Here is a 12626-nt window from a genome sequence, read left to right as displayed (position 1 = left end):
TGTGCTGGTTGCTGTGCCGGCCGCTTAGCCGCCGGTCATGTTCATGAACCGGAGGATCTGCACATCCCCGTTGCTGGAGAAGTGATGCCGCTCCGGCTTCAGATCCATGGCATTGATAATGGTTTCCCGCAACTTGTCATCAGTCACCGGATTGCCCCGTAGCACCCTGCGCAGATCCACCGAGTGCTCGTTACCCAGGCACAGCAGCAGCCGACCTTCGACGGTCACCCGCACCCGATTACAGGTAGAACAGAAGTTGTGGGAATGGGGAGAAATGAAACCGACCCGGGTCTCGCTGTCTTCCATGCGGTAATAACGGGCGGGACCGCCGGAATCCTCGGTAGCGGGCACCAGCTCGTGATGCTTGCGGATGATGTCCCGAACTTCTTCGCTGGTGCAAAGCGCCAGGCCCCGATCGTGTTCGGAAATCTCACCCAACGGCATCTCTTCGATAAAGCTGATATCCACCTTTTTCTTGCGGGCGAACTCGATCAGCTCCGGGATCTCCTCGTCGTTGCGGCCCTTCATCACCACTGTATTGATCTTGATGCCCCGGAAGCCAGCTTCCCGGGCAGCATCAATACCGTCCAGCACATGTGACAGTTTGCCGGTGCGGGTGATGTTGCGGAATTTGTCGGCGTCCAGGGAATCCAGGCTGATGTTCAGGCGATGCATCCCCGCCTTGCGCAGAGGCTCGGCCATGGTGGTGAGCTGGCTTCCATTGGTGGTCATGGCAAAGTCGCGCAGACCGTAAGTGCCAATCTCCTTTACCAGCTCCAGGATATCCTTGCGTATCAGCGGCTCGCCGCCGGTCAGACGAATTTTTTCGGTACCCAGGTCAACGAAGTTGCGGGCAACGCGGGCGATTTCTTCCAGGGTGAGAACCTGCTGGCGGGGCAGGAAAGTCATGTCCTCGGCCATACAGTACACGCAGCGGAAATCGCACCGGTCAGTGACGGACAGACGCACGTAGTTGACGGTGCGACCAAAACGGTCTGTCAGCTTGTTCTGGGGCATCGGGTTGGTCCTGTTGCCGATTGTTTTTTAACCTGAGTATAGACCAAGTATTGCAGATCGGATCACCAATTCCGATACCCCTCGGGAGGTAAGCCTGCTGTCAGGTAATTCAGAGTGGGCCGTCCCTGGCCCGGGCTCTTTTTTTCAGGCGCTGAGCTCGCTGGTTGCGCCGCTTTCATCGGTTTCGAGGGCAACCGGCTCCAGATCCGGGAAGAAAACGCCCTTCACGATTTGCCAGGTGACGGCGAGGGCGCCGACGATGAAGACCACGTCGCCAATGGTTCTCACCCAGCGCAGGGTTTGCAGGATATCGCTCTGCATGAAGGCTTCGCTGCGTGCGTACCACAGGCCCTCGCTGGCGCTGGCAATGAACTGGATGATGCCGACGGGCAACAGGCTGGTGAACAGCATCAGCACCAGCCAGAACACGATGCCGAGGAACTTGCCAATCTGCCAGAGGCGGCCAAGGTCTACATACTCGTAACCCTGGTGGCCCAGCATGACCTGGAAGGTGAACAGGCCAACCACCAGCAAAAGGTATTTGCCCAGTGCTTTTTGCGAAGGCGTCAGCCCAACCTCGCTGAGCGGGTCCTTGAGTGGGGCCTGTGGTTCTTCATCTTCTTTGCGAAGGAAGGCCCAGGCCCAGACCAGGCAGTCCAGAAGAAAAACTCGGTCATCCGCTCGCGCCGCTCGGCGCTGGGCAGGGTGTTTTCCTTCATGGCGTAGTTTTCGCGGGTTGACTGCAGTTCCGGAGCGTCGCTGAACAGTCGGCTGTAGTAGTCGGCTGTTCTGGCAATAGCTTCGCTCCTGCGCTCGGAAAGGTGCAGAGTGCTGGTAGCGGCGTCGTAGGTATTGGTGCGGTACTCGGTTTTCAGGTCGTACTGCAGGGCGTTCTGCTGCTGCCCGCTGAGGCTGTGCCATTCCTGCCCGTACTCTTCCTGGGCTGCGATTTCCAGCCAGGTTTCCAGTTCACGGTGCAGCCAGTCGGCGGTCCAGTCCGGTGCCTGGTAGGCACCGTGGCCCCAGATCGAGCCAAGCTGCATGCCTCCGACGGACTGCCAGGCAGTTTGTCCATCAAGAATGCTTTCCTCGGTCATCAGGGTGTCGCCGTCGGCGGACACAACGCGATCCGGGATGGGCGGTGCTTCGCGGTACACCTCGGCACCGAAATACCCCAGGAGCGTGAAGGTTACTGCCAGGATTCCGATCAGCAAAAACCAGAGGCGGCGGTACTTAGCCATGGTGCGCTCCTCCCAGTCGGGTCGGGTAGGCGTCTTTCTGTTTCATAACACTGTCTCCTCATTAAACATTTATTTAAGATAAATCTTTATGCAGGAATTTTGATTTGATGCATTTAAGGTGTCAAATTTATTTTGTGGGTATATCGGAAGTCGTAGATGGGTAAGGGAAGGTTTTTAGGTGGGTGACTTTCTACGGTTTGATTTTTTTCTGGTGCCGGCTTAGCATTAAGATGTATTTATAGTAAATGTTATAGGTGGATTCATGAGTGAATACGAAAAGTGGCTTTTCACAGCAAACAGCACCCTGGGACTGTCAGTGTTGGGTTTGATGGTTACAATTCTGCTTGCATACCCGTTGGCGGGCGCGCTTGCACTGTCTGTGCAAATTGCTGCCCATATCGGAACCCTGGTTTTTGCGGTCGGTATCAAGGTGGCCTATGTGGCGCGTCTGGTTTTTCTCAGCCGTTTGGGCAGACCTGTCCATTGAATCCCGGTAGAATAGATGCAGTTATGAACCTTGGTGAGAACCCCGTGATGGGCGATCGTTTTGGGAAAACCGGATTTCGTATTCTTGCGTATATCTCGATTACGCTGGCTGCTGCAGGAGTGGTTCTGCCGTTGTTGCCCACAACACCCTTCGTTCTGCTGGCCGCATTTTTTGCCAGCAAGGGGTCTCCGGCTTTTGCTCAGTGGCTTGAAGACCATCCCAGGTTTGGTCCTGCCATTGATCAGTGGCGTACACGCAGGGCAGTGCCGGCACGGGCGAAGGTGCTGGCGTGCAGCATGATGGCCCTGAGTTGGGGGATGCTGTTTGCGTTGGGAGCGTCAGCGATGGTGTTGGGCATTTCTGGCGTATTTTTGTGCGGCACCGCCTGTTATCTGGTAACCCGACCTTCTTATTGAACGATTGCACACACGACTGGAGTATTGAATGCACATCACCCGTTACACGGATTACTCACTTCGCGTACTGATCTATCTGGCAGTGCAGGGTGATCGTCTGGCGACCATTCAGGAAATCGCCGATAGCTATGATATCTCCAAAAACCACCTCATGAAGGTGGTGCATCAGCTGAACAAAAAGGGCTACATCGAAACCATCCGGGGTAAGAAGGGCGGGATGCGTCTGCATCGTGCGCCGTCGGATATTAACGTCGGTATCCTGGTACGGGAAACCGAGCAGGACCTGAGCATCGTGGAGTGCTTTTCCTCCAAGAACGCCTGCAAGATAACCCCCGTGTGTGGCCTGAAATCGATGTTCGGTGAGGCGTTGAAGGCCTTCCTGGAAGTGCTGGATAAGTACACTCTGGCCGATGTTATCCAGGATCAGCACAGGCCCCAGCTCTTGAGATTACTTCAGATAGCCTGACGCGGCCAGGCGCGCCCTTGGCGCCTGGCCGCTCCAGCCCTGTCAGGCCGCTCTGGCCATTCCCATCAACTTCTCCGGCAGTGAATGTCGGAGTATGCGTTTGACTACCGTGCCGTACTGCTTGGCAAAACTGCCGGTGTTGTAGTGAATGCCGTGCTTTCGACACACCGCCTGTACCTTCCCGGAAATCTCCGGATACCGGTGGGCGGGCAGGTCCGGGAACACGTGGTGTTCCACCTGGTAGCTAAGATGGCCGCTCAGAATATGAAGCCAGCGGCCCCCGGTGAAGTTTGAGGACCCCGTGAGCTGGCGCAAATACCAGTGGCCCTTGCTCTCGCCCTCGCATTCCTCCTCTGTGAAGGTTTCCGCATCCTGGGTAAAGTGGCCACAAAAAATCACCGTGGATGACCAGAGATTACGGATCAGGTTGGCGCCCACATTCCCCGCCAGAACAATCGGAGCCACCGGAAAGGTAAGCAGCGGGAAGAAAACGTAGTCCTTGAAGGCCTGGCGGCCACCCTTGCGGGCGAATTGCTTCAGGAACGGCAGTTTTTCCCGCCAGCTTATTTCCCGGCTTCGCAGCTTCTCGGTTTCAAGTTCGTGCAGGCCCACGCCCCATTGGAAGAACACGCTCAGCAGAATGTAATTGATGAACTGCAGCGTGTGCCAGGGTTTCCAGGGCTCGTCATCGGTCAGTCGTAAGACGGCGTAGCCGTAGTCACGGTCCTTGCCGATGATGTTGGTGTAGGTGTGATGTTCATAGTTATGGGTACGGCGCCAGGAGTCACCTGTGCAGACCGTATCCCACTCGTAGGTCTGGGAATTCAGGCTCGGGTCGTTCATCCAGTCATACTGGCCGTGCATGACATTGTGACCGATCTCCATATTTTCCAGGATCTTGGCAATGCCGAGGGTTGCCGTGGCAGCAACGAACACCGGCGGAAGGAAGCCGAATGGCATCATGATCCGGCCACCGGCCTCAAGACTCCGGTGCAGCCGGATCATTCTCCGGATGTAACGTGCGTCCCGTTCTCCGAGGTCCGCCAGAACCTCCTCCCGGATCGCGTTCAGATCGGTTTCAAGTTCTGCGAGTTGCGCTTCGGTCATCTTTTTCATGGTCATACTCCCTGCGGTGCGCTCAGGCCCCGCAATAAAATCGGATGTGGGTTCTTAAAGGTCGAGTGAGACCGGGCCGCGGGGAACGGAGATACAAAGTTGGACAGTCTCCTCGCCGGGGCCGGAAGTTTGGCCGGTCAGACGGTTGATGACGGTACCCGTGGTTTTCCGGCAACTGCACTGGTGGCAGATGCCCATGCGGCATCCGTGGCGCGGTGTCAGTCCGGCGGCCTCGGCGATTTCCAGCAGGGTGGCATCGCCCTCGGAACCGACCATCATCTGGCTGCTCTCAAACTGAACCTCACCACCGAGTGTTTCGTTTCCAAGGTTGGCACTTGGCACTGAAAAGAACGTGCTGTGGATATCCGCGTCAGCAAAGCCTCTCTCGGAGAGGAGGCCTTGGGCCAGATCCATCAGGCCTTTGGGGCCGCAGAGATAGACCTGCCGAGCCTTGATGCCTGGCACTGTGTCCAGATCCTGGCCACGCAGGTAGCGGGGTTCCCTGGACTCGTTGGTGGCGATGATATTAAGCGTGAGGGCGCTATAGCGTGCCTTCAGGGCCAACAGTTTCTCCCGGGCAATAACGTCATCACGGGTTCTGACGAAATACAGCAGAGTCACCGGTGCCCGGTAATCCTGGGCCGCCATGGTCTCAAGCTGGCTCAACACTGGCGTGATGCCGCTGCCACCGGCAATAAACAGCACCGGTTGGGCCGGTTCTGGTATCAGAAAATCACCAAAGGCTTCGCCCAGACCGATTACCGCCCCAGTTTGCAGGTGATCGTGAAGCCAGTTGGTCACCAGGCCGCCGGGAAGGCGTTTGATGGTCAGGGTGACCAATCCCTGTTCCCGCCAGAGCAGGGGTGAACTCGAGAGGCTGAATGTGCGGTTGCGGCGGACTCCATCAACTTCAACACAGATGTGCACATGTTGGCCGGCACTGAAGCCGGACCAGCGTCGGGCTGGTTTCAGAACCAGGGTTTTGGTGTCATGGGTTTCAGAGAGAACCTGCTCCACTCGAGCCGGTGTGTACTCTTGTACCCACATTGGATTGATGTGCTCGAGCAGAGGATCGAAAAATGCCTCTGGATCGTTCCGGTTGAACAGCTGCCTGCCGAGCCATTGCAGTGCTTTGTGCTGGGTGTTTCTCACTAACATGCTGACTGCCTCCCTGAGGCTTTCGGTTATTCATGTGTACAAGTGTTCACTAATGTGTACGACTGTACACACGGAGAATTAAAGTGACAACGGATCAGCTGGTAATGGCTCGAAATGACAAGCATTCTGTACTTTTATTTTTTCGGATGTGTACACTTGTGAACCATTCGTTGACGGCAGGCGGTACGGACAAAAGATGGCGGAAAAACAACGCAGAAAGCCCGGTGAAACCCGCGAGAAACTGATGACCGCGGCATTGACCCTGGTCGGCAAGGGGCGGCATTTCGCCAGCTTGGGTATCCGGGAAGTGACCCGTCAGGCGGGCGTGGTACCAACCTCGTTTTACCGGCATTTCCGCAATATGGACGATCTGGGGTTGCAGCTTGTGGATGAGCTGGGCCTGGTGCTACGCAGGATGATGCGAGAAGCCCGGGCGAATGTGTTGCAGGCGGACAAACTGATTGAAGAGTCGGTGGCCATCTTTATCAGCCACGCGCAGGCCAACCGGAGTTTCTTTCTGTTCATGGCCCAGGGGCTGGCCGGTGAGAGCAGGGCAGTGCAGGAAGGTATCCGGAGCGAGATGCGTTTCTTTGCCAGTGAGCTTGCGAATGATCTGCGCAGGTTGAGGCTGGTGGACCATCTGACCGATCAGGATCTGGACATGACCTGTGACCTGGTGGTGCGCAGTGTCGCCTTCAGCCTGACTGATCTGCTCGGCGTATCCGCCGAAGACGACTACCAGATCGAGCAGATCAGGAAGCGGACCACCCGCTTCCTGCAACTGATTTTCGTGGGCGCCGCTCACTGGCAAAGCGCGGGCTGATTGTCCGTTGTATCAGTCCGCTTTACTCTTTTTCGTTGGCTGTTTGCGTGGCGCACTGGGCTTGGCCACAGCTTTCGGTTTGGCCTTTGGCGGAAGAATCAGGCTTTCCAGTTCGTCCAGTGCTTCACCCGTGTAAACCGCAAGTCTCTGCATGCTTGGCAGGGTATCCCTGCAGCCCGTATAGCCGAAGTTCAGTGAACCGTCATAGCTCAGGCAGGTGATGTTCAAAGCGCCACCGTGAGTAATCAGCGAGACAGGGTACATGGCTTCCAGTTTCGCGCCCTCGTAGTAAAGCGTTCTCTGGGGCCCCGGCACATTGGAGATCGTAACGTTAAATACCGGCCGCATGCGACCGCCAAGGCCGGACATCAGCTGCAGTATATAAGGCGACATCAGGAGCATGGTGTACTGGGTGAGCGCGCTTTTGGGCAGCTTCTGCAAATGCTCTTTGGCCCTTCGCGTTGACGCCTTGATGTTTTGCAGGCGGGTCAGCGGATCGGCTTCGTCGGTCGCAAGCGAAGAGATCATGAAACTGATCTGGGTGCCTGTCCCTTCGTCATCGGACGGCCGGATGTTGACCGGTATGCCGGCGGTGAGGGGAGCGTCCGGCAGTTCATTCTGTTCCAGCAGAAAACGCCTGAGGGCAGTTCCGCACAGGTACAGAACGATATCGTTGAGGGAAGCGCCGGAAACGTGGGCAAGTTCCTTGATCCTGTCGAGCTGATAATGCTGGGTGGCAAACCGGCGCTGGCCGGTGACCCGATGATTGATCTTGGAGACGGGCCCGGTGAACGGCGCCGTCAGACCGTCCTCGGGGTGGCGGACCGAATGCACCAGCCGGTTGCCCGCCTGCAGCAGACGCGGTGCCATATCTGCCTGCAGTTTCAGGGCATCCATGGCCTGTGAAACCGCACCGGGCACGCTGGCCTCGGAATCGGATTTGCTGCCGCGACGGCGCTCCGGCCGAACCGACCAGGGTGGCGGCATGTCCCGTTTGTCGGGATCGGTTGTCAGTACCCGTTGCATCAGGCGTACACCACTGATGCCATCAATCATGGAATGATGCATCTTGGTGTAGAGCGCAAAACGGTTGTTCTCGAGGCCCTCGATAACGTGGCATTCCCAGAGTGGGCGGGCAAAATCCAGGGGGTTGGAGTGCAGGCGCGATACCAGTATGCCCAGTTCCCGTTCACCGCCGGGGCGCGGGAGTGCCGAGTGACGCACGTGGTAATCCAGATCGATTTTCTTGTCGACTTTCCAGCCCGGCGCCAGTACCCGACCCAACAGCCCGGACCAGGCAAGCTTTAAACCCCAGGGGGGCGCGACATCGCCGGTTTCCTTCATGCGGGTCACCATGTCCCGGAGGAAGGTTTCAGGGGCGCCCTCCGGTAGCGAAAAGATCTGCAGGTTGCCCACATGCATGGGGGTGTCTTCAGATTCTACGGCCAGCCAAGAGGCATCCAGCGTTCCCAGGCGTTTCATTCCTTGTGCGTCTCCACCAGTATCCACGTATTTTAGTTATCTGCTGCAAGTATACTTGCAACTGCTTCGTGACACGATGTTTCAGGTCATAAAGTTCCCCGGTTTTGCAGTGCTTTATCGCCTCAAACGTTTGCCGTTTTAGTCTCCCGAAAGAGGCGAGTGTGTGCTACTTTTCATCGGTTGGTTGCAGTAAAAACAAAAACATCCGGAGGCGTTGTGGAATCCAGCCCGCTTATCTCGGCAGGTCTGCCGATTGCTCTGTTCATCATAATGATCGGTATCGGCATGACCCTGACGATACGAGACTTCCGCCAGGTGGCGGTGTATCCGAAAGGGATGATCGTCGGCACCATTGCCCAGATTCTCGTCATGCCCCTCATCGCCTTCATGCTGGCCACGTTGCTGGCGGTTCCGCCGGCCATAGCGGTCGGACTGGTGATCATCGCTGCCTGCCCTGGAGGCACCACCTCGAATCTGTTTGTGCTGCTCTCGCGGGGGAACATTGCCCTCTCCATAGTACTGACCGTCAGCGCCAGCCTGATCACCATTCTTACCCTGCCGCTGTTTACCAATATTGCCCTTCAGTACTACATGGGAACCGAGGAAGACATTGTGCTGCCGGTCTGGAAAACCGTGGGCATGCTGATTGGCATCGTGCTCTTCCCGGTCGCCATCGGGATGGTGGTTCGTACCCGCAAGCCGGAGGTTGCCCGCAAGGCAGAAAGCATTGTGAGTATCTTCGGCGGTATCGTGCTGGCGGTGCTGATCGTGGCGCTGGTGTACGGTGTTCGCGACCAGATCTGGGAGCTCCTGAAGCAGGCGGGGCCGGCAACCATCCTGTTGAATCTGGCCGGTATTGGTCTCGGCCTGGCGGCCGGCCGGATGGCGGGTCTGACCCAGCGGGAATCCCTGGCAGTGGCGGTGGAGCTGGGTGTAAAGAACGGCACCATTGCCCTCATGGTCACTCTGACTCTGCTGGAATCCAGCGCCATGTCGATCCCGGCTGCGGTCTACGGGGTGCTGATGTTCCCCATCGGCTTTGTTCTCGCCATGTATGGTCGAAGCATCATTCCCATTTCGACGGTACAGAGCAAAAACTGACTGGAGTCCTGCGTTATGCAGTTCCTGAACGGCATTACCCTTCTGCTTGTCTACCAGTTGATAGGGGAGATTACAGTTCGCTTGCTCGGTGTTCCCATCCCCGGGCCCGTACTTGGCATGGTGATGCTGTTCGTAACTTTGATGATACGGGGCAAGGCGCCGGAGTCTGTCGATCAGGCGTCCACGGCCTTGCTCAGTCATCTCTCGCTTCTTTTCGTTCCGGCGGGCGTGGGCATGATGGCGCATTTTGGCCGCATCGCCGACGAGTGGGTCCCCATAACCCTGGCGCTGCTGTTAAGTACCGTGATAACCATGGTCGCCACCGCGCTGATCATGCAGGTGACCACCCGCTGGTTTGCAAAGCCGCTGGCCGAAAAGGAGGGCGGCGATGAATGAGCCGGGTCTGAAAGACATCTGGGTCTACCTTTCGACGTCCCCGCTCCTCGGACTGACCATTACCCTGGTGGCCTATGGTCTGGCCTACCGGCTGTACCTGAAAACCAACTCCAATCCGCTGGCCAATCCGGTGGTCACATCGGTGGCCATGCTCATCATCCTGTTGCTGGCCACCGGCACCTCCTACAGTGACTATTTTGAAGGCGGTCAGTTCGTTCACTTTCTGCTGGGACCGGCGACGGTGGCGTTGGCCGTTCCCCTGTATCAGCAGTTTTCCAGGCTTCGACAACTCTGGTTGCCGGTAACGATTTCGCTCTTCTGCGGCGTTGTCATCGCCGCCGGCAGCTCCATTGGCCTGGCTCGGCTTCTGGGTGGGTCCCCGGAGATCCAGATGTCCCTGGCGCCGAAATCGGCAACGGCACCGGTGGCCATGGGGATTTCCGAAAAAATCGGCGGGCTTCCGTCGCTGACTGCTGTATTGGTGGTCATCACGGGTATTACGGGCGCCGTTCTGGGCACCAAGTTGTTTGAATGGATCCGGGTTCGCGATGACACCGCCAAGGGCATTGCCATGGGCGTTGCGGCCCACGGTATCGGGACCGCCCGGGCATTTCAGGTAAGTTCGCAGATGGGCGCTTTTTCCGGGCTTGCGATGGCGCTTTCCGCCTTCGCTACCGCCTTGCTCGTGCCCTGGCTGGTCGATCTGCTTGAAGCCTGGATCCCCGCCTGAGCCGGCTCTTCCGATGGATTCAATGGGATAACTCCATTTCCCCATCGCTGGCGTACCCGTTATCAAGAGAAACCTTGATAAGCGAACCCTGAGGAGGCCCCTTGAGCAGGAATAACTACCTGGCAGTGCTTGTTCTGTCACCGGTGTGGATGTCGAGCTCGCTTCCGGCGATTGCACAGTCGTCATTGGACAACGATGAGGAGCTGGTGCTTCAAGTAACGTCACCAAGACTGGTTCGGGATCTGTACGAAACGCCCGCGGCAGTCTCGGTCATCAACGCACCCGATATCCGTGAGGGTCAGCAGCGTCTGCAACTGGATGAATCCCTCAATACCGTTCCGGGCCTGTTTTTTCAGAACCGCTACAACTTCGCCCAGAATCTCAGATTGTCTACTCGCGGATTTGGTGCCAGAGCGCCCTTCGGTATTCGGGGTATCCGGATTCAGGTGGATGGTATCCCCTACACGCTGCCCGATGGCCAGTCCCAGATCGATGCCATTGATCTGGATTCCGCCCAGCGAATCGAGGTCATTCGGGGGCCTGCCTCCGTTCAGTATGGGAATGCCGCGGGCGGTGTGATCGATATTTCCACTGCGTTGGGTGATGAGCTGCCCCAGGGCGGTCGGCTGCGGCTCGATGGCGGCAGTGACGACTATCGCAAGGCCGCGATACAGGGAAATGGCGTTGATGGTGATACCAGCGGCATAGCAACGCTTTCCTGGCTGACCTTTGATGGCCACCGGGAGCAGAGCAAGGCAGAGAAAGCACTGTTCAACGCCCGTGTGGCACGGGATCTGGATTCTGGACGGCGGATAACCGCCACATTCAACGCGCTGCATAACCCCAAATCCGAAGATCCGGGTGGGCTCACCCTGGCCCAGGCCGAAGAAGATCCGGAGCAGGCCACCGCATTGGCCAAGAGGCTGGACAGCAGCCAGACCGTGAACCAGCAGACCCTGGGTGTAAGATTTGAAGACTCGGGCGTCCTTCCCGGCCAACTCACCCTCGATACCTTCTACACTCACCGGGATTTCGCACAGCAGTTGCCGTTTCCCGGAAGCAGCCGCATAGCCTACGACCGGCACTTTTACGGCATCAGTTCCCAGTATCAGCAGGAATCGACGCTGGCCGGATTGCCTCTGGTGTGGGTAACCGGCCTGGATGTTCACCATCAGTCCGACGACCGGCGCCGCTATTCGGTGTCTATCGATGGCGATATCACCGGCCAGACCCAGGCGGAAAACCAGAGTGCTACCAATGTGGCGGTGTTTGGCCAGGGCGACCTGGCGCTGAGCGACGCACTCAACGTCTCCCTTGGCGTGCGGTTCGACCGGTTGCGTCTGGCCATTGACGACGACTGGCTGCAAGACGGTAACGATGATTCGGGCAACCGGACTTTCCGGGAATACAGTGGCGTTGCCGGTATCAGCTACAAGCTGGCACCGGCGCACCAGGTATACGCCACCCTCGGTACGGCGTTCGAGTCACCCACCTTTACCGAGTTTGCCAATCCGAATGGCGGCGGCTTCAATCCCGAGCTGGAGCCGCAGCAGGCATTGAATCGCGAGATGGGTATGCGCGGCATGCTTGGCCGTGGCCTCAGCTATGACATGGCCCTGTTCTCCATCCGGGTGGAGGACGAGATCCTGCCCTTTAACGTGGGCGATCAGACCTTCTACGAAAACGCCGGCGAAACCCGTCGCAATGGTTTTGAACTGGGTCTGGCCTGGGACCTTTCGTACGCCTGGCGGGTAACCAGCGCGCTGACCCTGGCGGATTACGAGCTAAGGGACTTTGTGGATGAGCAGGGCAACGACGCCAGCGGCAACGCTATTCCAGGTCTGCCGGAGCAACTCTGGGTGAGCGAGCTGGAGTGGCGCGGTGCAGCCGGTCGTTTCGCGGCTCTGGAGTGGCAGTATGTGGGCGAGTTCTACGCCGAAAACAGCAACCAGACCCTGGTGAGTGACTATTGGCTGGTCGGTATGCGTGCCGGCGATTCAGTACGGATGGCGGATCAGACCCTGAACCTGTATGCCGGAATCCGCAATCTGCTGGATCAGGACTACTTCAGTAACGTGCGGATAAATGCCAACGCGAACCGCCCTGTGGAAGACCGGGGCTATTTCGAACCCGCCCCGGGAAGAACTTTTTATGCGGGCCTGGAATGGGTATTCTGAGGGGCGATAACAACAC

At 57.7% G+C, this 12626-nt stretch carries 14 protein-coding genes; 8 read left to right on the top strand and 6 right to left on the bottom strand.

Translation table 11 applies throughout. The features are described from left to right. Positions 1–24: 24 nt before the first annotated feature. The 3 genes from moaA to KYE_RS22035 form a co-directional block, all read right to left on the bottom strand. A complete protein-coding gene (moaA, locus tag KYE_RS15850) occupies positions 25–1017 on the bottom strand; it encodes a GTP 3',8-cyclase MoaA (RefSeq protein WP_008175373.1) in 993 nt (330 codons plus the stop codon). Between the two features lie 144 nt (positions 1018–1161). Next, positions 1162–1551 (bottom strand): hypothetical protein, encoded by a 390-nt coding sequence (locus tag KYE_RS22040; protein ID WP_039882091.1) that lies wholly within the window; start codon positions 1549–1551, stop codon positions 1162–1164. 32 nt (positions 1552–1583) lie between these two features. Next, complete coding sequence (locus tag KYE_RS22035; RefSeq protein WP_039882090.1) at positions 1584–2258, bottom strand: hypothetical protein; 675 nt, start codon at positions 2256–2258, stop codon at positions 1584–1586. A 262-nt stretch (positions 2259–2520) separates the two neighbouring features. On the opposite strand from KYE_RS22035, the gene KYE_RS15835 reads away from it, so the two are divergent. Genes KYE_RS15835 through KYE_RS15825 form a run of 3 tightly spaced genes read left to right on the top strand, consistent with a single transcriptional unit; the run spans position 2521 to position 3627 of the window. Then, on the top strand, positions 2521–2745 hold the full coding sequence (locus KYE_RS15835) for a hypothetical protein (protein WP_008175371.1): 225 nt from the start codon (positions 2521–2523) through the stop codon (positions 2743–2745). Between the two features lie 23 nt (positions 2746–2768). Then, entirely contained in the window at positions 2769–3161 is a 393-nt protein-coding gene (locus KYE_RS15830) for a YbaN family protein (protein WP_008175367.1), read from the top strand. A 28-nt stretch (positions 3162–3189) separates the two neighbouring features. Continuing rightward, complete coding sequence (locus KYE_RS15825) at positions 3190–3627, top strand: RrF2 family transcriptional regulator (RefSeq protein ID WP_008175365.1); 438 nt, start codon at positions 3190–3192, stop codon at positions 3625–3627. A 42-nt stretch (positions 3628–3669) separates the two neighbouring features. On the opposite strand, the gene KYE_RS15820 is transcribed toward KYE_RS15825, so the two are convergent. Together KYE_RS15820 and KYE_RS15815 are read right to left on the bottom strand one after the other, a co-directional pair. Then, positions 3670–4743, bottom strand: coding sequence for a fatty acid desaturase family protein (locus KYE_RS15820; protein ID WP_008175363.1), 1074 nt, complete (start codon positions 4741–4743; stop codon positions 3670–3672). Between the two features lie 54 nt (positions 4744–4797). Next, on the bottom strand, positions 4798–5901 hold the full coding sequence (locus KYE_RS15815) for a ferredoxin reductase (protein ID WP_008175362.1): 1104 nt from the start codon (positions 5899–5901) through the stop codon (positions 4798–4800). Positions 5902–6097: 196 nt separating this feature from the next. Here KYE_RS15815 and KYE_RS15810 point away from each other — a divergent pair, with 196 nt between their 5' ends. Next, positions 6098–6724: a TetR family transcriptional regulator gene (locus KYE_RS15810; protein ID WP_008175361.1), complete on the top strand. Its 627-nt coding sequence runs from the start codon at positions 6098–6100 to the stop codon at positions 6722–6724. 12 nt (positions 6725–6736) lie between these two features. Here the strand turns inward: KYE_RS15810 and KYE_RS15805 are convergent, their stop codons facing one another. After that, positions 6737–8206, bottom strand: a complete 1470-nt coding sequence (locus KYE_RS15805) for a WS/DGAT/MGAT family O-acyltransferase (protein ID WP_008175360.1) — start codon at positions 8204–8206, stop codon at positions 6737–6739. A 216-nt stretch (positions 8207–8422) separates the two neighbouring features. On the opposite strand from KYE_RS15805, the gene KYE_RS15800 reads away from it, so the two are divergent. The 4 genes from KYE_RS15800 to KYE_RS15785 all read left to right on the top strand — a co-directional run bounded on the left by KYE_RS15800 (position 8423) and on the right by KYE_RS15785 (position 12610). Further along, positions 8423–9307 carry a bile acid:sodium symporter family protein gene (locus KYE_RS15800; protein ID WP_008175359.1) on the top strand — a complete coding sequence of 295 codons (885 nt, stop codon included), beginning with the start codon at positions 8423–8425 and terminating at the stop codon, positions 9305–9307. Positions 9308–9322: 15 nt separating this feature from the next. Continuing rightward, positions 9323–9703, top strand: a complete 381-nt coding sequence (locus KYE_RS15795) for a CidA/LrgA family protein (protein ID WP_008175358.1) — start codon at positions 9323–9325, stop codon at positions 9701–9703. Then, positions 9696–10433, top strand: coding sequence for an LrgB family protein (locus KYE_RS15790; protein WP_008175357.1), 738 nt, complete (start codon positions 9696–9698; stop codon positions 10431–10433). Before KYE_RS15795 ends, KYE_RS15790 begins: the two co-directional genes overlap by 8 nt. A 101-nt stretch (positions 10434–10534) precedes the next feature. Continuing rightward, on the top strand, positions 10535–12610 hold the full coding sequence (locus KYE_RS15785; RefSeq protein ID WP_008175356.1) for a TonB-dependent receptor family protein: 2076 nt from the start codon (positions 10535–10537) through the stop codon (positions 12608–12610). Positions 12611–12626 lie beyond the last annotated feature (16 nt).

Source organism: Marinobacter manganoxydans MnI7-9 (assembly GCF_000235625.1).
GTDB lineage: Bacteria > Pseudomonadota > Gammaproteobacteria > Pseudomonadales > Oleiphilaceae > Marinobacter > Marinobacter manganoxydans.
The sequence above is the reverse complement of the archived record's forward strand: the minus strand, read 5'-3'. Positions and strand labels throughout refer to the sequence as shown.